A 23364-nucleotide genomic window follows, 5' to 3' on the forward strand; every position below is an offset into this window, starting at 1 on the left:
CCCACTCCTGTATTAATTATTTATCTTATTTTCCTTACGCTCTAATAATTCAAGTTTTAACTCAACAAATGATTTTGCCGTTTGAAATACATCTTCACGATCTGGTTCATTAAACACCTCATGATAAAATCCATCCCACTCTTTAAATGCTTTCTCTGTTAATGGAATGCGATTGAACCACGAAATAACAGCATGCTTATCTACAATTCGATCGTCGCCACCCTGTAATACAAGCAATGGTAAATTATGAAATGATCTCGCTCCTTCATTGGCTATTTTCATCGCTTTTAGAAGTTCACGGTACCATCTAACAGATACTTTTTGAACCATTAATGGATCTTCTTGATCTCGTTTGTGGAACTCTGGATTCCTTGTCCCAATGTTCGGTTCTAGCTTTGAATTTAACCTTAGAGAAGGGACAATTGGATTTAGTACTTTTGAGAGCAAGTCTACACCTTTGTTAGGGGGATTAACTAGTCCAATACACGGAGAAGATAAAATGACTCCAGTTAGAGAAGGACGTTTTTCCATAATCGTACGGATGGATGCAAGTCCTCCCATACTATGCCCAAGTAAGAACACAGGTAGCTTATACTCATGAGCTCTCTTGATCCACTTATCAATCGTTTCAATATATTGGTTAAATGAATCAATATGGCCCCGTCTTCTAGTACTTTCACCTTGTCCAGGTAAATCGCCAAGCACTACATGATAGCCTGCTTCAATCCACTTAGAAACGAGCCAATCATACCTTCGATGATGTTCGTTTGCTCCATGAACTAACACAATAACCGCTTTTGGATATTCAGTTTCTTTTATACGCATGGACATTAGCCCCCTTATGTAGGTTCCTTCTTTTTGATACACTACTTTTGGAAAGGATTTCATCTATAATAAATGAAAGTTGGGATTGGAATGCTTTATGCTTATCATGACAAAAAACCAGTGATTCATGAAACGGTCTATATTGCGGATTATACTACCATTACAGGTGATGTGACAATCGGGGAACATAGCAGCGTCTGGTTTAACACGACCATACGTGGAGATGTGGCCCCAACTGAAATTGGAAATAAGGTCAATATTCAAGACAATTGTGTCCTTCATCAGAGTCCAAATAAAAAACTCATTCTGGAAGATGGTGTGACGATCGGCCACCAGGTAATCCTTCATAGTAGTATTATTCGCAAAGAGGCACTTATTGGAATGGGTTCCATTATTCTTGATGGAGCTGAGATCGGGGAAGGTTCCTTTATTGGCGCAGGAAGCCTTGTTCCACCAGGTAAGAAAATCCCCCCTCATTCCCTTGCTTTCGGGAGACCTGCAAAGGTTGTTAGAACATTAACAGAGGATGATCGAAAGGATATGAACCGCATTCGAAGAGAATATGTTGAAAAAGCTGCCTATTACAAAGAGCAAAAGCCGCTCTAGAAAGCACGCATATTTATCGCTAGTTTGAGGAAGGTTACCAATACAATCCTAATGGATCGAGGTGGCCTCCGTGTACAAAATGACCATGGTCTTGATCGTGCTCGTCGTCATCACCTTGCTTATAGGGGCATATATGACGTACAGACTCGGACAAAATCAAAAAGGCGAATATGATAATCAAGGGAACGCCAGGGTGAAATCTTCTTTCTTTAGCAATCCGATTTTTCTTGTTTATATCGTCGCAACAGCACTTGCAATCGGTTATGTTATTTACTTCACATTAATTTGAAGAAAAAGATCAGGATGGTATTCCTGGTCTTTTTTCATGGTATTTTGTGTGGTTTTTGAAAACGTTTGGAGCGTTAGAGTGTGGACGATCTTATGTATTTTCTTGAAAGCCATCTATATATTCCAGATCCTGGGTCGCTTCACCTTTCAATTCAAACAAAAGGGGCTTGTTCTAGTTCAAGAGCTCCAATATCTCCGTTTCTAAACGCTCGGCTACGCTTTTCTTGGCTAGCTGCGACTCGCAGAAACTGCGATATTTCACTCTTTCACCAGAACACAAAGGACGTGTTCTAGTTCAAGAGCTCCAATATCTCCGTTTCTAAACGCTCGGCTACGCTTTTCATTATACTCTTAACAATTCTTTAAGATTTCTTTAATAGTAGCATTAAATTTCTCGTATAGGATAGAAGTAACACATAGGATGAAGGGGGATTCTTTTTGAGTAAAGTGGTTGGGTGGCTTTATGAGCGTGAGTGTACGATGTTTCGGTTTGTGAATTTAACGTGTCATTCAAGATATCTTACTTCTATTTTTGGATTTGTTACACATACGGGTGGTGCTCGGGCAACGATTTTAAGTACACTTTTGTTGATGTTCCTGTTACCTGCTCCTTTAAAGATATGGGCGTTCCAAGCTGCGCTTGCCCTTGCTGTTAGTCATATACCTGTTCAATTTATAAAAAAGCATTATCCAAGACACAGGCCATATCTCGCTCTACCTGAAACAAAGATACTCGTATACCCTCTAAAAGATCATTCTTTTCCATCAGGACATACAACGGCTATTTTTTCTGTGCTTACACCATTTATCTTTCATATTCCTTCACTAGCTATTCCCTTAATGGCTCTTGGGAGTCTAGTTGCCATATCGCGGATTTACTTAGGTCATCATTATCCTTCTGACGTTCTTGTTGGTTTTATACTTGGTGGCGGATCCGGTATTCTTTCAACTTTCATCCTAAGCTGAAAAAGGGAGGGCTATTCATGAAACTTGCACTTTTTACTGACACTTACTATCCACAGGTTAACGGAGTATCTCGCACTCTGGGTAAACTAACCAGGTATATGGACCGTCAGCAGGTTAATTATATGCTTTTTGCTCCTAACTGTCAGAAAGATGATGACCTTTTCTCAAGTAATATTCACCGCTTTACCAGTATGAAGTTTTTCCTTTATCCCGAATGTCGCATTGCCCTTCCTAACGTAAGTCTTATCCGCAACCAACTTAAAGATTTTCAACCAGACCTTCTTCATGTCGCGACACCTTTTAATATCGGCATGTGCGGACTACATTACGGAAAGAAAAATAACATACCTATGGTTGCTTCATACCACACTAATTTTGATGACTATTTAAAGCATTACCACCTTGAATGGTTCTCTCCTTTTATGTGGAAATACTTAACCTGGTTTCATCAACCATTTTCCACTACCTTTATTCCTTCCAATGAAACGCGCTATCGATTAAAAGGAAGAGGTTTTAAGAACCTCAAGCTTTGGAGAAGAGGCGTCGATTGCGAACACTATTCTCCGATTAGAAAAAATCACTCGCTACGTGAACGATATAATATTCAGGAGAAGTATATTCTTTTATTTGTTAGTCGACTCGCTCCAGAAAAAAATCTTGAAACATTACAAAAAATCATGTGGAAGTTACCAGATCAGCTGAAACAACAAACAAGGTGGCTGATTGTTGGTGATGGACCAGCCCTCCCTCATATTCAAGAAAACGTCCCTAACAACGTCACTTTCACCGGTTATAGAGAAGGGAAAGAATTAGCAGAGCTATACGCTACTTCAGATCTTTTCATCTTTCCATCAGCTACTGAAACATTTGGAAATGTCGCATTGGAGTCACTTGCCTCCGGGACCCCTGTTATCGCTGCAAATGCTGGAGGGTTATCCGACGTTGTCACTGGAGAAAGAAACGGTCTTTTCTGCTCTCCGTATAAAGAAGACGAATATATCCACGCTATCAATCGTCTCTTATCAGATGATACCGAACGGAGAATGATGGGTTATGAAGGACGTCGTTATGCACTTACTCAATCATGGGATGCGATCTTCGGACGATTAGTAGAGGATTATGAGAAAACAATTGGAATTAAAAGATTAGCTCGATATGCTTAGAAAGGAGAAAAAAATGATTCTTACTGTATTTGGGATTAACGAAATCGGCTTAACTGCACCTTCTATCTTCGCAACACATGGTCACAACTTGTACGCGCTAGATGAAATGCGAAAAATAGCAAATACGTATGATCTCATTTACTGCTCCATTGTTCAACCAAACATACACAAAGGTTTGGGCTCGATTTCTGTTCAATAAAGACGTTTAGTGTAACTTTCTTTCAACGATTCAATCACTTTTTCTTCGCCTATTTTTGCATGATCAGATAGCATTCTGGCAGCTGGGGCGAGCCCCTCAGTACTCGGCCATCGTTCAGGTTCAAAAAGATATGATCGTTTAAAGGCTTTGGCACAATGAATGTAGCATTCCTTTACTTCTACTCCAATACCTAACAAAGGCGTTTTCCCCTTATATTCACACTGCTCTAGCAGCGTTTTATCTTTTACAATCAAGGCCTTCCCATTAATACGCAACGCTTCTTCTCGGCCGGGAATCATCAGCAGCAAACCGATATTTGGGTTTTCTAATAAATTGATCAATGAGTCCATTCGTTTATTTCCCGGTCTTTCCGGTATCAATAAATGATGATTATCTAGAACCTGAATAAACCCCGGTGCATCGCCTCTTGGCGAAACATCACCACCCGTACTTGATTGGGTGGCAATCGTAATAAATGGTGTACGGCATATGAACTCTTTACAGTGTTTATCAAGAAAAGATATGACTTTGTTTGCAGCCAATTTACTCGGTATTCCTGCCATGTCTTTTAGTTCATTCACATCGGTCACGGTTTCTCCGAATATACTAGTATTCACACATTACACTCCTCCATTTTTTCTTCCATTTTATCACAACACCCATCTATTTTATGATAATTCAATACAATATAACGGATGTCAAAAAGGATGATAGAGCAAAAAAAAGAAGCCAAAATATTTTTGGCTTCTTAGAAATTAATTAAATTCCGGCACCCTGTTTAAGGGATTCTGCACGATCTGTTTGTTCCCATGGAAGGTCAATATCAGTACGTCCAAAATGTCCATACGCAGCTGTTTGCTTATAAATGGGACGTCTAAGATCAAGCATCTTTATAATGCCTGCTGGACGAAGATCGAAGTTCTCTCTTACTAGCTCTACAAGACTTTCCTCAGACACTTTTCCTGTGCCAAATGTATCAATAGCAATTGATACTGGCTGAGCAACCCCAATAGCGTAAGCAAGTTGAACTTCACAACGATCTGTTAGACCCGCTGCCACAAGGTTCTTAGCAACATAACGAGCAGCATATGCCGCAGAACGGTCTACTTTCGTAGCATCCTTACCTGAGAAAGCACCGCCACCGTGACGCGCATAACCGCCGTAAGTATCAACAATGATTTTTCTTCCTGTTAAACCTGCGTCACCCTGCGGTCCACCGATAACAAAGCGTCCTGTTGGGTTGATGAAGTATTTTGTTTCTTCATCAATTAATTCAGCAGGAACAACCGGCTTCACAACGTGTTCTTTGATGTTACGTTGAATTTGTTCAAGTGAAATTTCAGGATGATGCTGTGTAGAAACAACAATGGTATCAACGCGAACCGGCTTACCAGCTTCATCGTATTTCACTGTTACTTGTGTTTTACCATCAGGACGAAGATAAGGAAGAATTTCTTCTTTTCTTACTTCACTCAAACGACGCGCTAGTTTATGCGCAAGAGAAATCGGAAGCGGCATTAATTCCGCTGTTTCATTACAAGCGTAACCAAACATAAGCCCCTGGTCACCTGCACCAATTGCATCGATTTCATCATCTGACATCGTACCTTCACGTGCTTCAAGAGCAACGTTTACACCTGCAGCGATGTCTGCAGACTGTTCATCAATAGATGAAAGAACAGCACATGTTTCAGCATCAAATCCGTATTTCGCACGTGTATAGCCGATCGTTTGAATCGTCTCACGAACCACTTTCGGAATATCAACATAGTGTGATGTTGTAATTTCACCGGAAACTAGAACAAGACCAGTTGTTACTGTAGTTTCACAGGCAACGCGCGCATTTGGATCATGCGCAAGAATATCATCCAGAATGGCATCGGAAATCTGATCTGAAATTTTATCAGGATGCCCCTCTGTTACTGACTCAGAAGTAAACAAACGACGATTACTCACTCAAGTACCTCCTTAAGGATTGGATCCTATCTAATTATGTTGTAATGGATACGGTACTCATTTCCCTATTACCCTGTGCCGAAACGAGAGAACGAATTCAATTTCTTATCGTCTTACCTTTTTTTATAGCGTCATCAATCTCAACGACATTAAAAAAGCCCTTCCCTACATTCAGAGGGAAAAGGAGCTGATATCTCATGCCTTTCGCCTCTTATCTTCCAAGACTATCGTCTTGCAGGTTAGCACCTTAATCCTGTTGTATAGGAGTTGGTTGCTGAGCTTCATCGGGCCTGTCCCTCCGCCTGCTCGGGATAAGAGTATCCATTCTCGACATATAATAACGCACATGAAAGGATGTGTCAATGAAGAAAAGCGGAAGCGCCCGTTTAGCTTCGACAAGCGCTGGAGCCCTACAAAAAGAACACGGGCTTTGTGTTCGAATTCAAGGGCGAAGCGACCGAACCACTACCCTAATCCTTACCCATAAAATAATCACTTCCTATATAATGGCGACAGGATTTCAACCTAAAGAAATAGTCATTCACCCATTTTTCACTTTTTATGCAAAAAATACATAGATTAGTATAGAATAATTGAATGAATGTGTTATACTATTTTTGAGTTAAACAAGTCAATCAACGAAATCTTTAAAAAAGGATGGGTTTAACGTATGAAAACAGCTTCCTTCTCCTCACCGTTATTGGATGCGATATTAAATAAGAATAATCCACATGTGAATTTATCAGTGTCTGAACTGGTTGAACATTCACTATTTAAAAACGAAGGGCAACTATCAGCTACAGGAGCTCTTCGCGTAGAAACCGGAAAATATACAGGACGTTCTCCTGGGGACAAGTTCATTGTAAAGGAAGATTCCGTAAAGAACAAAGTGAACTGGGAAACAAACCAACCTATTTCCGAAAAAAGTTTTGAAAACCTTTACACAAAGGTGTTGAACTATCTCGGTGAGAAAAAGGGACTTTATGTGTTTAAAGGATTTGCTGGTGCTGACCAGTCATCAAGACTACCCATTCAGGTTATTAATGAATATGCCTGGCATAACCTTTTCGCCCACCAGCTGTTCATCTGTCCGAATGAATCAGAGTTAAAAGAACATGACGCTGAATTCACTGTCATTTCTGCACCTGGTTTTCAAGCTGATCCAGAAGTGGATGGCACAAATTCAGAAACATTTATTATTATCTCCTTTGAGAAACGAACCGTCTTAATTGGTGGAACAGAATATGCTGGAGAAATTAAAAAGTCTATTTTCACCGTTATGAACTACTTATTACCAGAGCGAAATATTCTTTCAATGCACTGCTCTGCTAACGTAGGTAAAGAGGGGGATGTTGCTCTATTTTTCGGTTTATCTGGAACTGGAAAGACAACGCTCTCAGCAGATGCTCATCGATCTCTTATCGGTGATGATGAACACGGATGGTCTATGAATGGTGTCTTTAATATTGAAGGTGGATGCTACGCTAAGTGCATCAACTTATCAAAAGAAAAAGAACCTGAAATCTGGGATGCAATTCGCTTTGGAACGGTTCTTGAGAACGTTATGATGGATAACGGCTCGCGTGAACCTGACTACGATAACACTAGTCTAACTGAAAATACTCGCGCTGCCTATCCGATTGACGCCATACCTAATATTGCAATTCCTAGCGTTGCCGGACATCCCAACACGATTATTTTCTTAACGGCAGATGCATTTGGCGTCCTTCCTCCAATTAGCAAACTGACCAAGGAACAAGCCATGTTTCATTTCCTATCAGGTTACACGAGCAAGTTAGCCGGAACAGAAAGAGGCGTCACTTCACCAGAAGCCACTTTCTCTACATGCTTTGGTGCACCGTTCTTGCCATTACCTGCCCATCGCTATGCAGAAATGCTCGGCGAGAAAATTATGGAGCATGATGTTCAAGTCTTCCTCGTAAATACCGGATGGTCTGGGGGCGGTTATGGTGTCGGAGAGCGCATGAAGCTTTCATATACTAGAGCGATGATCCAGGCGGCTTTAAATGGAGAACTTGATCGTATCGAAACAGTAACAGACCCTATTTTCGGATTGCATATTCCTTCTCATTGTCCAGGTGTTCCAGCAGAAGTATTGCAGCCAAAACAAACATGGGAAGATCAAGAGAAATATGATGAGAAAGCAAAAGATCTCGCTACTAAGTTTGTGAAGAACTTCGACAAATTCTCAAATGTAGCTGACGAAATCAAACAAGCAGGCCCAAATGTTTAGTCTCATTGCAAAAAGCACCTTAACGGGTGCTTTTTTTATTTGAAGACTCATTCACCTTCACTTCGCGCATCCTCCTCTTTCTATCTACCTCCATTAATTTACCTATTCAAAACACCAATTGTTTTAAAATACATAGGCTATAGTATCTAAAACATGAGCCTACCTCATGTGACAAATGTGGAGGATAGATAATGAAAAGAAACTGGTTTATAACGTTTTGTATATACACAAGTGTATTTCTTCTTATTCTTTCGGCGTGTGGTACAAATAGTGGAAACGATCAGGTAAGAGTAGCTGAGGTTACACGCTCGATTTTCTATGCACCACAATACGTGGCACTCTCAGAGGGTATTTTTGAGAAGCATGGCATTGATGTCGAATTAACGACTACTCGGGGCGGAGATAAAACAATGACCACTCTACTATCTAACGGAGCTGATGTCGCCCTTGTAGGATCAGAGACGTCCATTTATGTCTATGCACAAGGCACTGATGACCCTGTCATAAACTTTGCTCAACTTACACAAACAGACGGTACGTTCCTTGTATCAAGAGAAAAAGTCGATCATTTTGAATGGAAAGATTTGAAGGGAAGTACATTCCTTGGCCAACGTAAAGGTGGTATGCCACAAATGGCTGGTGAATACGTGCTGAAACAGAAAGGAATTGATCCACAAAACGATTTGGACCTTATTCAAAATATTGATTTCGCAAACATTTCAAGCGCATTCGCTTCTGGAACTGGCGATTACGTTCAGTTATTCGAGCCAACAGCAAGTGTCTTTGAAGAACAAGGGGTTGGACACATTGTAGCTTCATTTGGAAAAGAATCAGGGGAAATTCCATATACAGGATTTATGGCAAAAGAAAGTTATTTGAGTAAAAATGCTGATGTAGCAGAGCGTTTTACAAAAGCACTTTATGAGGCTCAACTGTGGGTAGATACTCATTCTTCTGCAGAAATTGCAAAGTCAATTGAACCCTTCTTTCAGGATACCGATCTTGAACTCATTACAACTGTAGTAGATCGTTACAAAAGCCAGCATTCATTCGCTACAAACCCATCACTGGATCAAGAAGAATGGGATAACTTACAAAATATTATGGATGAAGCAGGAGAACTCCCAAAACGCGTTGATCATAGCAAATTAGTAGATAATAGCTATGCCGAAAAAGCGCAAAAATAGGAGGGAAAATAATGTCTTTCCTTCAACTCAACGCTATTTCACATGTGTATTTAACGAAAAACGCTGCCAAAGAAGCGATTTCCAACCTCTCTTTCGCTATTGAAGAAGGAGAATTCGTTTCCCTCCTTGGGCCAAGTGGATGCGGGAAATCTACTCTGTTGTCGATCATTTCAGGATTAGTAAAACCTACTGAAGGGAGCGTTTCTCTACAAAATAAAATTATAAAATCTCCCGGCGAACGAATGGGCTATATGCTTCAACAGGATTACTTGTTTCCTTGGAAAACAATTGAAGAAAATTGTTTTATAGGATTAAAGCTTCTAAACAAGTTGACAGCGGATAAAAAAGAACAAACATTGGAATTATTGGATAGCATGGGGTTAAGCGATGTCCGCTCGGCCTATCCTGATCAGCTTTCAGGTGGAATGCGTCAACGCGTAGCTCTCGTTCGCACACTTGCAACAGATCCTGATCTACTGTTATTAGATGAGCCTTTCTCTGCACTTGATTATCAAACAAAATTAAAACTCGAAGACCTTGTGTTTAAAACATTAAAAAAGCATCGAAAAACCGCCTTGCTGGTGACTCATGATATTGGAGAAGCGATTGCGATGTCAGACCGCGTCATCCTTTTAACGCCTCGTCCCGGGAAAATCGCGAGAACTTTTCAAGTCCCAGCTTCCCTTAAAGAATTACTTCCTTTTGAAGCTAGGAATGATTCTGCTTTCCCTGAGAATTTCCAGCTGATTTGGAAGGAGCTTGATTCTCTTGAACCATCTCCAACTTAAACATAAGCATCAACATTATCTAAGAGAGTTGAAAAGGGAAAGAAATGAAATATTGGGTTTTCAGGTGTGTATTCTCTTTGCATTTCTCACTTTATGGGAATTAGCAGGACGGTTCACATGGATCGATCCGTTATTATTTAGCTACCCCTCTAAAATTGCTTCTCTCTTTATAACAAAAGTAACAGATGGTTCATTACTGTTACACACTGGTGTAACGTTACTTGAAACAATTGCTGGATTTCTTCTTGGAACAGTACTTGGAACCGTGTTCGCGGCAATTCTATGGTGGTCACGCAAAGCTTCTAGAATCTCAGATCCGTATCTTGTTGTATTGAATTCCATGCCTAAAGTAGCTCTTGGTCCAATCATCATAGTTGCGCTTGGTCCAGGTTACATCTCCATTATTACGATGGGTGCTTCTATTTCCGTTATTATTACTACTCTTGTGATCTACCACGCATTTCATACTGTTGAACCAAACTTCATCAAAGTTATTCGCTCATTTGGTGGTAATAAGCGCCAGATCTTCTTTGAAGTAATCCTGCCATCTTCCTTTCCAGCGATTATCTCTACCTTGAAAGTAAATGTGGGTTTATCGTGGGTCGGCGTTATTGTTGGGGAATTTCTCGTTTCAAAACAAGGTCTTGGTTATATGATTATTTATGGCTTCCAAGTATTTAATTTCACATTGGTTTTACTGAGCTTATTTATGATTGCGATTCTCTCATCAATCATGTATTTAGGGGTCGAATGGTTAGAACGGAAATTAATTAAACACTAGCTCCTCTTAAGAGGGGCTTATTTTGTTGTGATTGGGCAAACTAGTTAGCCACCACTCACAAATATGATGGGTTCCTACACGTCTTACCACTTGCAAAATGATTGCTATAGACCCACCCAAATACCATCTGCTAGCATATAGAAGAACATATTCTTATATAAGACAGGTGAAAACAATGAGCGCACTAAGAGGTGTATGGCTTAGCATAACAGCTTACTTACTACTTTCAATGATCAAATTAGGCGCAGGGTATCTCTTTGGTTCAGAAGCCCTCTTAGCAGACGGATGGAATAACGCATCAGATATCGTGGCATCCATTGCTGTTTTAATTGGCATGAAAATCTCTCTTAAGCCACCAGACTTGAACCATCCATATGGCCATTCTCGAGCAGAAACCGTTTCTTCTCTATTCGCCTCATTTGTTATGTTTGCGATTGGAATACAAGTCCTCTTCCATACAGCTACTGTCTTACTCAGTGGTAAAGTCTCCTCTCCTCCACTTAGCTCTGCCTGGGTTGCCTTTTTTTGGAATGATCGTTATGGGAGGCGTTTATCTTTTTAACTACCGCCTCGCTAAAAAAACGAATAGCCTCGGACTAATGGCTGCAGCTAAAGACAATTTATCAGATGCTCTCGTTAGTCTAGGTGCTTTTATTGGAATTATTGGTGCTCACTTTAACATGCATTGGCTAGATCCTCTTACAGGCTTTATTGTAGGTCTTATCATATGCAAAACGGCTTATGATATCTTTAAAGATTCATCACTCATGTTAACGGATGGATTTGATAAAGAGAAATTGAATGATATAGAGGCGACGATCCAAAACATTGAAGGGGTAGAAACATTAGTGGATATTAAAGCACGGATGGCCGGAAATGATATTATTGTCGATGCCGTTGTAGAGGTAGCACCTCATTTAAATATTAAAGAAGGGCATACGATTACGGACAAAATAGAAGCCCAGTTAGAGAAGGATCATGACGTTCGAAATGCCACCATTCATGTTGAACCTGGCAGGGAAATTACTGAAAGAGGCTCTGCCAATGAATAGTGCATTCTCCATCTGTTATTTGTTTGAAGAAAGTGGCTTATTGGATTTTGTATAATTACGAGCAAAAAAGTCCAGTACAATGAACTGGACTTTTTTCTCATTACAAATAATTAAGATGTTTTAGACTATAAGTAAGTACTTGATCCTTCATCATAAAGCTATAACGCTCATTTAAGTGAATATCTTTCGGAAGTGTTGTTAGCTTCACCGGTCCCTTTGTTTCCATATAATCTTCTTTGTCTACGAGACGATCAATATCAGCATAATAGACATTCTTAATAATTGTCCCGCCTTTTCCTTCAACACGATACTGACCTACATATTGAAGATGCTTAACAACTCCACCTGTTTCTTCATATACCTCACGCACCGCGGCTTCTTCGGCATTCTCTCCTACTTCCACTTTCCCACCTGGAAATTCAATGCCTCTTCGAGAGTGCTCGGTTAACAGCCACTGTTTTTCGAGGCGACAAATAACCCAAACATGTTTTGGTGCGGGAGAGTAAGGATGATCCTCGAAAGAAAATGTTACCTGATTATGATAGTAATCTGTAAACATAAATTCGCTCATTTGATAACCTCGTCCTTTAGTTTCTTACTTTATTGTAAAAGAGTAGCCTGTGCTTGTCCAATCTACCTGTACAAAAAATAAAACGCACGGACCAAAAGTTCCGTGCGTTTGAATTATTTAATCTCAAAATCATTAATGATCCAATGGTTGTTTTCATAAAGAAAATGGATGTTTATTGTGTAAGAGCCATAAAGGTCAGACTCATTCGATTGTGTCAGTTCATATTCATATTCATTAAGTTTCTCCAGTTCATATGACTCATCAGTATTCACCCACGGGAATAGCTCTGTTGGTACTAAGTAAAGATCACCTTCACGCTCTGCAAAATAAACATCCGCAATTTCAGAAGCGAGTTCTTTTGAGGTTATCTTTTGTAAGTCCTGCTCAACCTCTGCTATTGTTTGAAACTGTTTAACTTTACCCTCTTCATCTGTATCCTGAATAATATGATTGATAAGTTCGTTAGATAAATTCTCAACTTCTGGTTTTTCAACTGAATCCGTCTTTGCTTCTGCTTTATTCTCAAGAGTAGAAACCACTATTTCTGAATGATCAGCAGCAACTTTTGATAATTCTCCGCCACAACCCGAAGTGAAAGTTAGTGCACCTACAAACATTAATAAACCTATGTATTTTTTTATGTCACTCATCCTTTAAGTATAGTAGAATTTCTTTATATTGATTTCATACCTCATCCTATTAGGTGTCAAACAAACTAGAGATATATTAAGTCTTTTTTACCATAGCAATGAAAGGATTTTTGCTATTTTCTTTTGGATACACTACTTATACGAAAAGACATAGCAGAATGTTTCGATTTTTCATAATTTATTTCGGGAGAGGGGTGATTTATTGGGAGAATTATGGAAGATTCGATTTAATAATTATCTGCGGCATCGACTTAAGTATTTGTCTTACATCATGCAAGGCGGATTTTTGATCGCTTTATTGCTAAGCGGAGCAATAGGAATTGTTTATTATCAACGTTTAATCGATGTTATACCTGAGCCATTTCCACTCCTATTTGCGATCGCCCTCATCATGAGCGTAGTACTAAGTATTCTTGAAGGAAAGTTCTTTCTCTTTCAAGCGGATCGCGTCTTTTTAATCGCATGTGAAGATCGTATGAGGCAATACATTAAATATACTTTCTTCTATTCTTTGATTCGTTCACTGCCGATAATTTTAATCGTTAGTTTAGTAAGTGCTCCTGCCCTCATTCATTTAGAAATTCCTTTAGAATTACTAACATGGATTTATGTCATGGTACTCTTGCTCTTTATATTGTCTTTTTTTACGATCATACGATCTTACTTCACGAAGAAAAAATGGCTGCGTCTTTACCTTTTCATTAGCAATTTCACTATTCTTTCCTTCACCATGAAAGGATATGTTTTTATTGGTGCCTTATTCCTTATGTTTCCCATTACATACCTTTACTTACTATTTCGTCAAAACTCGATGCTTCAGTGGGAAAGATTGATTGAACTTGAATCATCACAAACTGCTCGGTTTGAGCAATTCGCAAACCAATTCGTCGATGTGCCTTCTTTACAGAATAAAGTGAAGGCAAGAAAGTATTTGCACTGGATTATTCAATTGATACCAGTGTCTAACGCACAGACCTTTCTATTGATTAGGATTTTCTTTCGTAAAGGAAACTACACATGGGTGTATATCAGATTAATTGGACTCGGAGCATTGATTCTCTATTATCTAAGAGGAGAGTACACATCGTACATAATGGTCCCAATCCTTTTATGGGTCACTCAAAACCAGCTTTTAGCAATCAAAAAAGAACAAATGAGAGACTCGTTTCTTGTTATTCTCCGTAACGATTATCCACTGAGAAACATGATTTTATCGTTATTAGTTATACAATCCATTTTATTTAGTATTGTTCAGCTTCCTTCTTTACAGCATAGTTTTTGTGTTTTAATAGAAGGACTTTTGATTTCATTTTTTTAGAACATAAAAAACAGAGAAATACATAAAGAGAAGCCGGCTAATATTAGCCGGCTTCTCTTTATGATTTAGCAACAATAAGGATTGTAGTTTGCTCCGCCTACATAACCTGGTCCAGGACCACAACCGCCGCCCATTGCGCCAGCTCCAACAATAATTAGTAAAATAAACAGAACAACAATTAACGCAAAACCTTTACCATATCCTCCGCTCATCTTTATCCCCCTCGTTAAAATTCATTCACTACACTATTACTTTATGTAGTTGATTCCATTTAGGAAGGGCATGAGCGGAGTTCATGGAGAAAAACTAGTTGTTCATCCTCAATTTCTTGTATTGTGGTTTAGAGCTGATAATACGCCCATTTGATCAATTTGTTGCTTTGTATGAGGTGTGCCTAGTCGATGGATCATCTTATATAATTCATAAATTGCTTCATCCGTCCAATCTCGATGACGGTCTACTTCACTTTCATCATAATGATTCAGTGAAAAGAAATCATTTTGTTGCACATATTTCTGAGAGCGCAACTTCTCAATTACACGTTCCATTTCCATTTTCTCTTCTTGACTTGCTCTAATTTCAAAGGCATTCATTTGAGTGCCAACATTTGTCTCATGAAGCTCACCTTTAGGTGTTACAAAATACGTCTCACGTACCATTGCTTCTCACCTCCATGAAAATTTAAACAGGACTTTCTTCTAAATGACGATACCCTTTGTATTCATGTTGAGCAGCATCAATGGTTTTCTCAACAGTATCAAGCCTAGAGCGAAATGATCCAACGTCACGTCCCTGTTTCTTTGCTTCTTCAACTCGCGCATCATAGTTGGTTGCTTCGGTCGCTTCTGACTCCACATGAAATTGTTTTTTATCATGATCCACTACAACTTGAATAAATTTTTCCATTGATTTTTCCTCCTCTTTATCCTATCCTGCTTGTCACTTTACCCTTTTCGGATAAATATTAATCTTTTCCTTAAAAACGAAAACACCTAAATTTATGTTAAAATGAAGGGATGAATCCATAAGAATAGTTCAGGTGATGATCATGAATTTTACTACAACACCGCATCAAGCAGTGACTGAATTGGACCTATCTGCTCCTTTAACACCCCACTCGTCTCTCAGACCATTGGAAGATAAAGCAGAGCAGGCTTTTTTTCATGCTTTAGAGGAAAAAGGTATACGTCTGAATGAACCTCAAACAAAAGCAGTAAAGCATACTGAAGGCCCTCTTTTGACAATTGCCGGAGCCGGAAGTGGAAAAACATCTGTTTTAACAGCACGAACAGCTTTTCTAATGACAGTAAAGGAAAAAGATCCTTCTAGTATTCTACTCATTACTTTCACTCGAAAGGCATCTGAAGAAATGCGACAGCGTATCAGTCACTTACCAGGTGTCTCTTCTCAAGACTCCGGAAGATTAACAGCAGGAACATTTCATTCTATCTTCTTGAAATTATTAAGGAGTCTCGGTTATAACCAAAAAATATTGAATAGTGATCGTCACAAACAAATTATAATGAAGAATATTCTAAAAAAAATGAAGAGTCCTGAAGCATCTTTACCAGAGATTATGCTTTCATCAATATCTGCCTGCAAAGTTAAAATGATGGAGCCTGCAGATATCCCTGACAGTAAAGAAACAGAAGAATTAAAGAAAGCCTACTCTGAATATGAAGAGTGGAAAACGGCTAATGGCTATATTGACTTTGATGACATTCTTGTCTATATGTATCGAGAATTCAATCAAAATCCCGCTCTACTTCAAAAAATGCAAAATCGATTTCAATATATTTTAGTAGATGAATTCCAGGATACGAATCCAATTCAATATGAATTAATTAAACAAATTGCAGCTCCTCAAAACAACTTATTTGTAGTGGGTGACGATGATCAAGTTATCTATTCTTTTAATGGTGCAAATAGCTCAATCATTTTAGAGTTCGATCGTGCTTATCCCGAGGCATCCGTCGTAACGCTGGATACAAACTATAGATCAGCTCCACCCATTGTTGGACTCGGAAACCATGTAATTAAGCACAATACGTATCGAAGAACGAAAACGATGAACGCTACAGACAAAGACGGAAAGCAACCATACTATCTTCGCCCTGCTACAACAGAAGACGAAGCAGGTTATGTCCTCCGTCATATTCGAGAAAAGAAGCGAGAGTGGAAAGACATTGCCATTCTTACAAGAACTTATACAAATGCTAGAGCCATTTTCGAGCAGTTGATTGAACAGGACATCCCTTTCAACGCACAGGGAATGAAACAGGTCTTTTACGAGCAGTCGATTATTAAAGGAATGATGGAGCACCTTCGCCTCGCATACGAGCACCAAAATCTTGATGCGACAGCCGCCATACTCCCATCCCTTTTTATTAATCAAGAATCAGGTATGCGCCACATTGAGATGGAAAATTTTGTTGATCCAGTTGAATTTCCTTTGTTACATTTAAAATCTTGGAAAACACTACGTGATTTTCAAAAAAAATCGATAGATCGACGTGTCCGCCTTGTTCAAGAAGCTAAACGTCATCGACCCCAGAAAGCCATTCAATTGTTACGAGATGACTATATGAAACATCTGGACAGCGCAAATGACGAAGCATTAACTGTGCATAAGACTACTCTTAAAGAAATGATGGACGAGCTTGAGTTCTCGAGCTCACGATTTGAAACCATCCCAGAGTTCCTTGCCTACGTCGATCGAATCATACAACGATTCAATGAGCATAAACAAAAAGCTAGCGCCTCTAACGCGCTTTCACTACTATCCATTCACCAGGCTAAAGGGCTTGAATTCCCTGCGGTTTACGTCATTGGTGCTTCAGAAACGATTCTACCGCACGTTTCTGCGCTCAATACGATGAAAGACAAAGAAGCCTCTCATAAGCAGCTCTATATGAAAAATCCGACTGCTGACCTTGAGGAAGAACGTCGCCTTTGTTACGTTGCCATTACACGTGCAAAGGAAGAGCTCTATATTTGCTCCCCTGAGAAACACCTTGGTAAACAAACACCCGTCTCTCGTTTCTTAACGGATGCCTTCAAGAAGAAAATTCAACAAGAAGGTAAAACGGTGAAAGCATGGGTTTGCAGTAGTGAATTTTGCAAAGGATGGATGAAAATAGAGGATAAGAAACAACCTGATCAAAAGCAATGCCCCTTATGTGATAAGCCAATGATCATTTCGCAAAAGCCTGTTCAAAAAGACTGAACTATGTCACTGTGTTAAGCTTTGTTGCGCTTTGATTACAAATTATTTAAGAGAAGTTTAACTTCAATAATTCGCTCTCCAAACGTGCTATAGTAGAAAAAAACGCGCAACAGGAGGGCTCCGATGAGCAGCATTCGTTACGAAACCATCTTTCAGAAGCAGCTTGGAAACGGTACGATTATCGGTATTATGGATTACCTTGAAGGCAAGCTGATCAGACTGAACTTAAATGATGAGGAGCCGGACTTACTTAACCCGGAGCTAAAAGAATTTTTCCAGCAAGAGCGGATGAAGGTACATCCTAAACAATAGTTACCCACTCAGAAACAAATGTTTAAATAAACGAAGAAGCCTCCAAATAAAGGAAGGCTTCTTTTTATTTTTCAAGCATAAAAACCCAGATAACTGGAACGCTATTCATAAATCGCTTTGTAACTTGAAGTATTTTCTTCTGAAAGTAGTCATTTATAACTATTTATTTCAAAAAAAGGTTTGATATAAAAAATGAATAGGGTATATCAATAGTAGCAAAGGACATTGCTATATTAGAGGAGGAAGTCATTATGTTAAAACAAGTTCTCGTTATTATCGGTATTGTTGTTGTAGTAGCATTTGTTGTCAGCGCATTATTCTAGAAGGCAGCAAAAATATAGTTATGTATGAACTAAATTGACTTTATCAAGGAGGAATAGCAATGGTACGTACAATCCTTATGATCATTGGCGCGGTTGCTGTGATTGCAGCTATCATTTCATTTATTTAATATTGTAAAATTGAGCAATTGAAATTTATTAATTCATCATAAATAAAACAGTCGAGCCATTACGGTTCGACTGTTTTTTATCGTCTATTAATCATTCTTCTTCATGTTTTTTTGGCTTCATCAACTTTGGACTTTGGAATGTATATAAAGATTGCCTTTTTGTTATTATTCATACAAATCTCCTTCAGAGTTGATTTATTGTTACCCTCATTCATTCTACTCGATAAAGGCACGTATAAGCAATCATCACTTACAAAACATTTGAAAACAATGCCTTAGTACTAAATTTTCTGTGAATAAAAAATTGATTAGGAGTATTTGCATTCAAACTGTCAAGAAATCGATAAAACTTCAACTTCTATTGTAGGACTAGTATTGATATACTATTTGTAAACTGCCTGTAACTGTTTATGTGAAGCAGATCACATCAGATAATGATGAAGGAGTGAAATACATTGTTGAAACAACCATTGAAACTATTCCGAGGCGTCGGCTACGCAGAAGGAATATCATTTTTATTATTATTAGGAATCGCGATGCCCCTTAAATATATGATGGATATCCCTATGGCCGTAACGATTGTTGGAGCGTTACATGGCGGACTGTTTGTTCTCTATCTTGCCGTAATTCTATATGTCACAATCGTTAAGCGCTGGTCTTTCATTAAAGCCGCGCTCGCAGTTGTCTCCTCCGTTATCCCATTCGGACCGTTTATATTCGATGCGCGAATCGCAAAAAATTCTGAAGTATAAAAACAAGGCAGGACCTTTAGAAGGTTCTGCCTTTTGTTATCTTTTCCCTAGCTATGTTAATAAACTTCTTTAGAAACCGTCACCCTCTCAAGTTCTTGCCAGTTTATTTCGTATCCGATCCCATTCTCTTTAGAAACAGTAATCAAACCGTTCTCCACTTCCACTTCAGGTTCAATAATATCTTTTTCCCAGTACCGTGCTGATGCAGAGACATCTCCTGGTATTGTGAAATTAGCCAAACTAGAAAGCGCGATATTATGCGCCCTTCCTATTCCAGACTCTAACATGCCACCACACCAAACAGGTATCCCCCTTTCACTACATAAATCATGGATCCTCTTACTAACGGATAACCCTCCAACACGTCCGGGTTTAATATTAATAATCTTACAGCTATTTAAATCGAGCGCTCGACGGGCATCATCATAAGAATGTATACTTTCATCCAAACAGACCGGTGTTTCAATCTCTTTTTGTAAAATCGCATGATCTACAATATCGTCAGCTGCTAGAGGTTGTTCAATCATCAGCAAATGAAATGGATCAAGTGCTTTTAAACGATCGATGTCTTGCAGAGAATAAGCTGAGTTCGCATCTGCCATTAACGATAAGTTTGGATAAGAATGACGTATTGCTTCTAGAATCGAAATATCCTGCGAAGGTTTGATCTTCACTTTAATTCGTTCATATCCCTCATCAACTCTTCTATGGATTTCTTCTAGCATAACTGAAGGATCCGAAGCGCCTACGGCAACTCCTGCCTTAATCTTCTGTGAAGAACCACCTAATGCTCTTGAGAGGCTAATTCCTTCTCTTTTAGCATATAAGTCCCAGATCGCACCCTCAATCGCAGATTTAGCCATTGGATTTCTTCGAATGCCCGCTAGTATTCCTTCCACATCGGACGGATGAGCAATCAGTTGGTTTTTGAGTTTAGGAATGATGAAGTCTCTTAGCATATGCCAGGAAGTTTGAAGCGTCTCTTCTGTATACCAGGGCGACGTAAAGGCAACTCCTTCTCCAAAACCTACTTCCCCTTCAGAATCTCTTACTTCGACGATAATTAAATCTCGAGCAGTGACTGTTTCCAAACTGTTACTAAAAGGGGATTTTAGGTTCATTCGAATATGACGTAGAGTAACACTCTCCAGTTGCATCATATCGTATCACTCATATCTACTAATAAATTTCGCTGTAGCTTATTTGCCCCATTCCTAGGAAGGCTATCCACATAAGTAATCGTTCTAGGTAGCTTGTAACGCGCAAGACGTTCTGAAAGATAATCGAGCAGCTGCTGTTCCGTCAAAGAGCGATTCTTACTAACAACAAATGCTGCAGGTACTTCTCCCCACTGCTCATCTTTAAACCCAGTTACGCCTGCATCCTCCACATCTACATGCTCAAGGATCGCCGCTTCAATTTCTGCGGGATACACATTTTCACCACCAGATATAATGAGGTCTTTCCTTCGATCCAATACAAAGAGAAAGCCATCTTCATCCAGATAACCAATATCGCCTGTATGAAGCCACCCGTCTCCAAATGCAGCTCTTGTTGCATCATCCCTTCGCCAATACCCCTTTGTAATCGTAGGTCCTTTCACGAGAATCTCTCCATGCTCTAAAGCAGAAAGGGATTTATGATCAAGACTAATCATAATCTCTGATGGGAAAAGCGCCTTTCCAGCTGATCCCTGTTTATCTAGCATATATTCAGGTGAAAGCGTCACAATTTGAGAGGCAGTTTCCGTCATACCAAATGTCTGGAAGACAGGAATATGCTTCTCCTCGCAAGTAGAAAGAAGCGGGTATGGAGCTGGACCACCTCCAAGAAGCATGCAGCGAAATGTTTCGGGGTAATGATCGGTTCCAAGGTCATCGAGCATTTTTTTCAGCATAGCGCTTACTACCGATACAATTGTAATCCGTTCTTTTTGAATCGATTGATTAACGACACGCGGTTCAAACCGTTGTTGAATAACCATTGTGATTCCGTAAATAACACTTCGCAATAGAATAGAAAGTCCACTCATATGGAACATTGGAACCGCACACAGCCAGCGATCATTCATATCTAAACCAAGATTAAGACTGGAACCGATCGCACTCCACCAATGGTTACCATATGAAAGCATAACACCCTTAGGTTTTCCAGTTGTGCCAGAAGTGTACATAATCGTATGAAGCTGATGTAACTCAATAGTTGTTTGTAGCTCTTCTAACTGATAAGCACCTGGGTGAAGATCTTCCCAGATGATTATATTTACCGGACTTTGTTTTGCGTCACTAGCTTTCTTCTCAAGTGAATTGTCAGTGATCACATAGGAAATCTCAGCATCGTTCATTTGGAAAGATATCTCTGGTCCTGTTAATCGATGATTCAATGGAACAATGACAGCCCCAATGTACATCAGAGTATGTAAACAAACGGCAGCGTCTAATCCATTCTCCATATAAAAACCAACATGCTTTCCTTTTTCGATCCCTTTTGCTTTTAGAGCATTTGCCATCTTAACTGCCTTTTCTTGTAACTGTTTATAAGTTAACTGTTTGCCATTATCGATAAGCGCCACTCGCTCAGGCGTCATAGAAGCACGTTTATGTAGCCAATTTGGCATCGTATCCATCTTTAACATCCTTTCTTTCATTACCATAGACTATTTGAAAAAAACAGCTTGATGGGAATCCATCAAGCTGTTTCAAGCAATCGATTTAAGGAAAACGTGGGAACTGTTTAAAGTCCGGTTTGCGTTTTTCTTTAAATGAATCGCGTCCTTCTTTTGCTTCGTCAGTTGTGTAATAAAGAAGCGTTGCGTCTCCACCCATTTGCTGGAGTCCTGCAAGACCGTCTGTATCTGCGTTAAGAGAAGCTTTAAGGAAGCGTAGGGCTGTTGGTGACTTATCAAGCATTTCCTGTGCCCACTGTACTGTTTCAGCTTCAAGCTGATCAAGTGGAACAACCGTATTAACAAGTCCCATATCAAGTGCTTCTTGTGCATTGTATTGACGACATAGGTACCAGATTTCACGAGCTTTCTTATGACCTACGATACGAGCAAGGTATCCTGCACCGTATCCAGCATCAAAGCTACCAACTTTAGGGCCAGTCTGACCAAAAATAGCATTATCTGCAGCAATTGTCAGGTCACATACCACGTGAAGGACGTGTCCTCCTCCAATCGCATAACCTGATACCATTGCAACAACCGGCTTAGGGATAACACGAATGAGGCGTTGAAGATCCAAGACATTTAGACGAGGAATCTCATCATCACCTACATAACCACCATGACCACGAACACTTTGGTCACCGCCAGAACAGAAAGCTTTGTCTCCAGCTCCTGCTAGAACAATAACACCAATATCTGAATTGTCTCTCGCAAATGAAAAAGCGGTAATTAATTCGTTAACCGTTCTTGGCGTAAATGCATTGCGCACCTCTGGACGGTTGATTGTAATCTTAGCAATACCATCATACGTTTCGTAAAGAATATCTTCAAATTCTCGTTCAGTCTTCCATTGAATCATTTAGAAATTCTCCTTCCTTATGTAACAAAATTTACAGATTAGAATCTGCATGCTTTTTTAGAAAAGCTACTACCATTTTATCAAAGATTTCAGGTTCTTCTACATGAATTGTATGCCCTGCGCCAATAATTTGCACAAAATCAGCCTGAGGAATCTTTTTTTTCATCTGTTTCCCAATTGAAATGAACTTCTGATCGTACTCCCCAACTATTAGAAGGACTGGAAAGGTTATCTTCTCTAACACACTCCAATAGGAAGCCTGTGCCCCCGTTCCCATTCCAATTAGACTATTTGCTAGTCCTATTTCAGTATTGCTCAAACGCTGCTTTCTTATTTCACTTTGAATACTTGGTGAAAGTTTCTTCTGCGAAGAAAATAACGGAAGAGATTCCCAGAAGGTTACGAAATCTTCAATACCTTCCTTCTGAATTCGCCTGGCAAGTGCATGGTCTTTCTGCACTCGTTCTCTTCTTTGATCTTCCGTAGAAAGCC

23 protein-coding genes, 3 pseudogenes and 1 riboswitch are annotated in these 23364 nt (G+C 39.4%); of the genes and pseudogenes, 14 read left to right on the plus strand and 12 right to left on the minus strand.

The annotated features are described in order from the left end of the window. Positions 1–12 precede the first annotated feature (12 nt). Positions 13–825, minus strand: a complete 813-nt coding sequence (locus tag ACIFPW_RS16705; protein WP_194219207.1) for an alpha/beta hydrolase — start codon at positions 823–825, stop codon at positions 13–15. A 90-nt stretch (positions 826–915) separates the two neighbouring features. On the opposite strand from ACIFPW_RS16705, the gene ACIFPW_RS16710 reads away from it, so the two are divergent. From ACIFPW_RS16710 to ACIFPW_RS16730, 5 genes are all read left to right on the plus strand, one after another. Then, entirely contained in the window at positions 916–1431 is a 516-nt protein-coding gene (locus ACIFPW_RS16710) for a gamma carbonic anhydrase (protein ID WP_430246000.1), read from the plus strand. Positions 1432–1501: 70 nt separating this feature from the next. Further along, positions 1502–1720, plus strand: a complete 219-nt coding sequence (locus ACIFPW_RS16715) for a hypothetical protein (RefSeq protein ID WP_206759433.1) — start codon at positions 1502–1504, stop codon at positions 1718–1720. A gap of 479 nt (positions 1721–2199) precedes the next feature. Continuing rightward, positions 2200–2685 (plus strand): phosphatase PAP2 family protein, encoded by a 486-nt coding sequence (locus ACIFPW_RS16720; RefSeq protein WP_430246003.1) that lies wholly within the window; start codon positions 2200–2202, stop codon positions 2683–2685. Between the two features lie 17 nt (positions 2686–2702). Further along, positions 2703–3848 carry a glycosyltransferase family 4 protein gene (locus tag ACIFPW_RS16725; RefSeq protein WP_430245968.1) on the plus strand — a complete coding sequence of 382 codons (1146 nt, stop codon included), beginning with the start codon at positions 2703–2705 and terminating at the stop codon, positions 3846–3848. Positions 3849–3861: 13 nt separating this feature from the next. Continuing rightward, the gene (locus ACIFPW_RS16730) at positions 3862–4047 is read left to right on the plus strand and encodes a hypothetical protein (RefSeq protein ID WP_430245970.1); all 186 of its coding nucleotides are present in this window, start codon (positions 3862–3864) and stop codon (positions 4045–4047) included. Here ACIFPW_RS16730 and ACIFPW_RS16735 read toward each other — a convergent pair. Next, a complete protein-coding gene (locus tag ACIFPW_RS16735) occupies positions 4041–4664 on the minus strand; it encodes an MSMEG_1061 family FMN-dependent PPOX-type flavoprotein (RefSeq protein ID WP_430245972.1) in 624 nt (207 codons plus the stop codon). The two genes, ACIFPW_RS16730 and ACIFPW_RS16735, sit on opposite strands and share 7 nt — an antisense overlap. Before the next feature lie 142 nt (positions 4665–4806). Further along, positions 4807–6003: a methionine adenosyltransferase gene (metK, locus tag ACIFPW_RS16740; RefSeq protein WP_430245974.1), complete on the minus strand. Its 1197-nt coding sequence runs from the start codon at positions 6001–6003 to the stop codon at positions 4807–4809. A gap of 208 nt (positions 6004–6211) precedes the next feature. After that, a riboswitch (SAM riboswitch) is annotated at positions 6212–6321 on the minus strand. A gap of 352 nt (positions 6322–6673) precedes the next feature. On the opposite strand from metK, the gene pckA reads away from it, so the two are divergent. The 5 genes and pseudogenes from pckA to ACIFPW_RS16765 all read left to right on the plus strand — a co-directional run bounded on the left by pckA (position 6674) and on the right by ACIFPW_RS16765 (position 12065). Beyond that, the gene (gene pckA / locus ACIFPW_RS16745) at positions 6674–8257 is read left to right on the plus strand and encodes a phosphoenolpyruvate carboxykinase (ATP) (protein WP_430245977.1); all 1584 of its coding nucleotides are present in this window, start codon (positions 6674–6676) and stop codon (positions 8255–8257) included. Positions 8258–8448: 191 nt separating this feature from the next. Then, entirely contained in the window at positions 8449–9444 is a 996-nt protein-coding gene (locus tag ACIFPW_RS16750) for an ABC transporter substrate-binding protein (protein WP_430245979.1), read from the plus strand. Between the two features lie 11 nt (positions 9445–9455). Beyond that, entirely contained in the window at positions 9456–10232 is a 777-nt protein-coding gene (locus tag ACIFPW_RS16755; RefSeq protein WP_430245981.1) for an ABC transporter ATP-binding protein, read from the plus strand. Further along, complete coding sequence (locus tag ACIFPW_RS16760) at positions 10213–11013, plus strand: ABC transporter permease (RefSeq protein WP_194219199.1); 801 nt, start codon at positions 10213–10215, stop codon at positions 11011–11013. Before ACIFPW_RS16755 ends, ACIFPW_RS16760 begins: the two co-directional genes overlap by 20 nt. A 157-nt stretch (positions 11014–11170) precedes the next feature. After that, positions 11171–12065 (plus strand): annotated as a pseudogene (locus ACIFPW_RS16765) (cation diffusion facilitator family transporter). 100 nt (positions 12066–12165) lie between these two features. Here the strand turns inward: ACIFPW_RS16765 and ytkD are convergent. Together ytkD and ACIFPW_RS16775 are read right to left on the minus strand one after the other, a co-directional pair. Beyond that, positions 12166–12636 carry an RNA deprotection pyrophosphohydrolase gene (gene ytkD / locus ACIFPW_RS16770; protein WP_430245984.1) on the minus strand — a complete coding sequence of 157 codons (471 nt, stop codon included), beginning with the start codon at positions 12634–12636 and terminating at the stop codon, positions 12166–12168. Positions 12637–12749: 113 nt separating this feature from the next. Further along, positions 12750–13286 (minus strand): hypothetical protein, encoded by a 537-nt coding sequence (locus ACIFPW_RS16775; RefSeq protein ID WP_430245986.1) that lies wholly within the window; start codon positions 13284–13286, stop codon positions 12750–12752. Positions 13287–13488: 202 nt separating this feature from the next. On the opposite strand from ACIFPW_RS16775, the gene ACIFPW_RS16780 reads away from it, so the two are divergent. Continuing rightward, positions 13489–14604, plus strand: coding sequence for an ABC transporter permease (locus ACIFPW_RS16780; RefSeq protein ID WP_430245988.1), 1116 nt, complete (start codon positions 13489–13491; stop codon positions 14602–14604). A 140-nt stretch (positions 14605–14744) separates the two neighbouring features. On the opposite strand, the pseudogene ACIFPW_RS16785 reads toward ACIFPW_RS16780, so the two are convergent. From ACIFPW_RS16785 to ACIFPW_RS16795, 3 genes and pseudogenes are all read right to left on the minus strand, one after another. After that, a pseudogene (locus ACIFPW_RS16785) lies at positions 14745–14816 on the minus strand (YjcZ family sporulation protein); the annotation flags it as partial. A gap of 108 nt (positions 14817–14924) precedes the next feature. Then, on the minus strand, positions 14925–15263 hold the full coding sequence (locus tag ACIFPW_RS16790; RefSeq protein ID WP_194219193.1) for a hypothetical protein: 339 nt from the start codon (positions 15261–15263) through the stop codon (positions 14925–14927). Positions 15264–15285: 22 nt separating this feature from the next. After that, a complete protein-coding gene (locus ACIFPW_RS16795; protein WP_430245990.1) occupies positions 15286–15510 on the minus strand; it encodes a hypothetical protein in 225 nt (74 codons plus the stop codon). A gap of 142 nt (positions 15511–15652) precedes the next feature. Here ACIFPW_RS16795 and ACIFPW_RS16800 point away from each other — a divergent pair, with 142 nt between their 5' ends. The 3 genes from ACIFPW_RS16800 to ACIFPW_RS16810 all read left to right on the plus strand — a co-directional run bounded on the left by ACIFPW_RS16800 (position 15653) and on the right by ACIFPW_RS16810 (position 19345). Beyond that, positions 15653–17830, plus strand: coding sequence for a UvrD-helicase domain-containing protein (locus ACIFPW_RS16800; protein ID WP_430245992.1), 2178 nt, complete (start codon positions 15653–15655; stop codon positions 17828–17830). A gap of 123 nt (positions 17831–17953) precedes the next feature. Then, positions 17954–18142, plus strand: coding sequence for a hypothetical protein (locus ACIFPW_RS16805; protein ID WP_194219190.1), 189 nt, complete (start codon positions 17954–17956; stop codon positions 18140–18142). A gap of 906 nt (positions 18143–19048) precedes the next feature. Then, entirely contained in the window at positions 19049–19345 is a 297-nt protein-coding gene (locus ACIFPW_RS16810; RefSeq protein ID WP_430245994.1) for a DUF3817 domain-containing protein, read from the plus strand. A gap of 56 nt (positions 19346–19401) precedes the next feature. Here the strand turns inward: ACIFPW_RS16810 and menC are convergent, their stop codons facing one another. The 4 genes and pseudogenes from menC to ACIFPW_RS16830 form a co-directional block, all read right to left on the minus strand. After that, positions 19402–20502: an o-succinylbenzoate synthase gene (gene menC, locus ACIFPW_RS16815; RefSeq protein WP_430246005.1), complete on the minus strand. Its 1101-nt coding sequence runs from the start codon at positions 20500–20502 to the stop codon at positions 19402–19404. Continuing rightward, a complete protein-coding gene (locus ACIFPW_RS16820; protein ID WP_430245996.1) occupies positions 20502–21971 on the minus strand; it encodes an o-succinylbenzoate--CoA ligase in 1470 nt (489 codons plus the stop codon). The genes menC and ACIFPW_RS16820 overlap by 1 nt, the downstream gene beginning before the upstream one ends. An 85-nt stretch (positions 21972–22056) precedes the next feature. Further along, positions 22057–22872, minus strand: a complete 816-nt coding sequence (gene menB, locus ACIFPW_RS16825; RefSeq protein ID WP_194219187.1) for a 1,4-dihydroxy-2-naphthoyl-CoA synthase — start codon at positions 22870–22872, stop codon at positions 22057–22059. 31 nt (positions 22873–22903) lie between these two features. Continuing rightward, positions 22904–23364, minus strand: a pseudogene (locus tag ACIFPW_RS16830) (2-succinyl-6-hydroxy-2,4-cyclohexadiene-1-carboxylate synthase); the annotation flags it as partial.

Origin of the sequence: Pseudalkalibacillus sp. NRS-1564 (assembly GCF_050467905.1) — a bacterium.
Taxonomy (GTDB): domain Bacteria; phylum Bacillota; class Bacilli; order Bacillales; family Guptibacillaceae; genus Guptibacillus; species Guptibacillus hwajinpoensis_B.

Bases quoted from the DNA above. Each gene is read 5' to 3' on its own strand.
- ACIFPW_RS16775 (WP_430245986.1), bottom strand. From the start codon at position 13,286: ATGAGTGACATAAAAAAATACATAGGTTTATTAATGTTTGTAGGTGCA.
- ACIFPW_RS16820 (WP_430245996.1), bottom strand. From the start codon at position 21,971: ATGGATACGATGCCAAATTGGCTACATAAACGTGCTTCTATGACGCCT.
- ACIFPW_RS16705 (WP_194219207.1), bottom strand. From the start codon at position 825: ATGCGTATAAAAGAAACTGAATATCCAAAAGCGGTTATTGTGTTAGTT.
- ACIFPW_RS16805 (WP_194219190.1), top strand. From the start codon at position 17,954: ATGAGCAGCATTCGTTACGAAACCATCTTTCAGAAGCAGCTTGGAAAC.
- ACIFPW_RS16795 (WP_430245990.1), bottom strand. From the start codon at position 15,510: ATGGAAAAATTTATTCAAGTTGTAGTGGATCATGATAAAAAACAATTT.
- menC (WP_430246005.1), bottom strand. From the start codon at position 20,502: ATGCAACTGGAGAGTGTTACTCTACGTCATATTCGAATGAACCTAAAA.
- ACIFPW_RS16790 (WP_194219193.1), bottom strand. From the start codon at position 15,263: ATGGTACGTGAGACGTATTTTGTAACACCTAAAGGTGAGCTTCATGAG.
- ACIFPW_RS16725 (WP_430245968.1), top strand. From the start codon at position 2,703: ATGAAACTTGCACTTTTTACTGACACTTACTATCCACAGGTTAACGGA.
- menB (WP_194219187.1), bottom strand. From the start codon at position 22,872: ATGATTCAATGGAAGACTGAACGAGAATTTGAAGATATTCTTTACGAA.
- ACIFPW_RS16720 (WP_430246003.1), top strand. From the start codon at position 2,200: ATGTTTCGGTTTGTGAATTTAACGTGTCATTCAAGATATCTTACTTCT.
- ACIFPW_RS16800 (WP_430245992.1), top strand. From the start codon at position 15,653: ATGAATTTTACTACAACACCGCATCAAGCAGTGACTGAATTGGACCTA.
- ACIFPW_RS16755 (WP_430245981.1), top strand. From the start codon at position 9,456: ATGTCTTTCCTTCAACTCAACGCTATTTCACATGTGTATTTAACGAAA.
- ytkD (WP_430245984.1), bottom strand. From the start codon at position 12,636: ATGAGCGAATTTATGTTTACAGATTACTATCATAATCAGGTAACATTT.
- ACIFPW_RS16730 (WP_430245970.1), top strand. From the start codon at position 3,862: ATGATTCTTACTGTATTTGGGATTAACGAAATCGGCTTAACTGCACCT.
- ACIFPW_RS16710 (WP_430246000.1), top strand. From the start codon at position 916: ATGCTTTATGCTTATCATGACAAAAAACCAGTGATTCATGAAACGGTC.
- pckA (WP_430245977.1), top strand. From the start codon at position 6,674: ATGAAAACAGCTTCCTTCTCCTCACCGTTATTGGATGCGATATTAAAT.
- ACIFPW_RS16750 (WP_430245979.1), top strand. From the start codon at position 8,449: ATGAAAAGAAACTGGTTTATAACGTTTTGTATATACACAAGTGTATTT.